Raw genomic sequence first — 354 nt, 5'->3', positions numbered from 1 at the left:
GGCCATCAGGCGCCAGCGGTTGAATTCCGTGCAGATCGTCAGGCCGCGCAGGCTGTGAATGAGGACGAACCCGCTCCTGCTAAGCTTTTGACCAGAACAAAACAGGGACACTGTCTCGCGGCCGGGGACAGTGGCCGGACGGGATTCTTAAAGGGACCGCAATCCCAGGCGGAAAATCGCTGTGCCTGGAACTGCTTGGCGCCGGCTGGTCATCGCCGGCACCGGGGTTAAAGCAGCATCAACTGCTCGCCGGCGCCAGCGCCTGCGACGAATTGGTCGGTGCGGAGCTGCCGTCGCTCGACATTGAGGCCGAGCCGCTTGGCGGCGATCTCGAAGCGGCGGCCGATCTGCCAG

At 64.4% G+C, this 354-nt stretch carries 1 pseudogene; it reads right to left on the bottom strand.

What is annotated here, in order from left to right:
* Positions 1-227: 227 nt before the first annotated feature.
* Positions 228-354 (bottom strand): annotated as a pseudogene (locus EN852_RS36760) (radical SAM protein); the annotation flags it as partial.

Source organism: Mesorhizobium sp. M2E.F.Ca.ET.209.01.1.1 (genome assembly GCF_004010375.2).
Lineage (GTDB): Bacteria > Pseudomonadota > Alphaproteobacteria > Rhizobiales > Rhizobiaceae > Mesorhizobium.
This window is presented reverse-complemented; position numbering and strand designations above follow the sequence as displayed.